Here is a 1,442-nt window from a genome sequence, read left to right as displayed (position 1 = left end):
ATACTATTATCCCTATAAATAACCAAATGCCGAAATAAACCCAGGTTTTTAAAGGTAGATTTACCATTAAAAATAAGCAACATGTTATTGAAATAATCGGTAAAATTGGTACCAGTGGTACCATGAAACCACGTTTTAAATTTGGATGTGTTTTACGAAGAATAATAACTGACACACCAACCATCGCAAATGTTAATAACGCTCCAATATTCGCTAAATTCGATAATTCTTTTAAATCGATAAATCCAGCAATTAAAGCACTACCAATACCTGTTAACCAAGTTGAGAATACTGGTGCTTCTGTCTTCTTATTAATTTTCGCAAACGATTTTGGTAATAAACCGTCACGACTCATCGCAAAGAATACACGTGTTGTTGCATAAATGTAAGCGAAAATTACAGCCATAATACCAATTACAGCTCCAATTGCGATTATACCCGCTACTTTATCTTGTCCTACAACTTCTAATACGTAGGCCATTGCTTCTGGTACATCTAATTCCTTATAAGAAACCATACCAGTCATAACAAGACAAACTATAACATAAATAATTGTACAAATAACTAGCGAAGCAATAATACCAATCGGTAAATCACGTTGTGGATTTTTTACTTCTTCAGCAGATGTTGCTAACGCATCAAATCCTAAAAAGGCAAAAAATACTGCAGCTCCTCCGGCAAAGATTCCGCTTATACCATAAGGTGCAAACGGGATCCAGTTTTCTGGTTTTACGTAAAATATACCAACTGAAATGAATAAAACAACAATACCAATTTTTATTAATACCATTGCGTTATTCACTCGCTTACTTTCTTTCGTGCCTTTTGATAATAACCAAGTTAATACCAAAGTAATGATTACTGCTGGTAAGTTAACGATTCCACCTTGTGTTGGAATTTTTAAAAGTGATTTTGGTATCTCAATCCCAAACCCGTTTAATAAGTTTTGAAAATAGCCTGTCCATCCACCCGCTACTGCGGCAGTTGTAACTATATATACAGACAATAAAGTCCATCCCATTAAGTAGGCTACAAACTCACCAATCGTCGCATATGAATAGGTGTATACACTACCCGAGACTGGAAGAGCAGATGCGATTTCCGCATAACATAGGGCTGCAAACCCACAAACAATTGCGGCAATCATAAATGAAAAAATAACTGCTGGACCCGCATCTCTTGCGGCTACTAATCCAGTTAATACAAGTACTCCTGTACCAATTATTGCACCTATCCCTAGCATGGTAAGGTCAAATGCGCCCAATGTTTTTGTCAAAGTCTTACTTTCACTATCTTGCAACAATTTCCTTACTGATTTTTTCCTAAATAAGTTGGCCATAACACACGCCTCCATTTATTTAAAAAGGAGCTAAGATATCGTCTCCTAGCTCCCCTTAAGTAAATAATTTTATTTTATAAGATTATTCAATCGTTATTTTACC

1 protein-coding gene is annotated in these 1,442 nt (G+C 35.6%); it reads right to left on the bottom strand.

Annotated elements, in window-relative coordinates:
- Window positions 1-1,339, bottom strand: a 1,339-nt coding sequence (locus ACQGS6_RS28435; RefSeq protein WP_426966024.1) for an amino acid permease, incomplete at its 3' end; no start/stop codon positions are given.
- Window positions 1,340-1,442: the final 103 nt, after the last annotated feature.

Origin of the sequence: Bacillus sp. GMs2/2 (assembly GCF_050172095.1) — a bacterium.
GTDB classification, from domain to species: Bacteria; Bacillota; Bacilli; order Bacillales; family Bacillaceae_G; genus Bacillus_A; species Bacillus_A cereus.
Note: the sequence above shows the minus strand (reverse complement) of the source record. Positions and strands in the feature narration are given on the sequence as shown.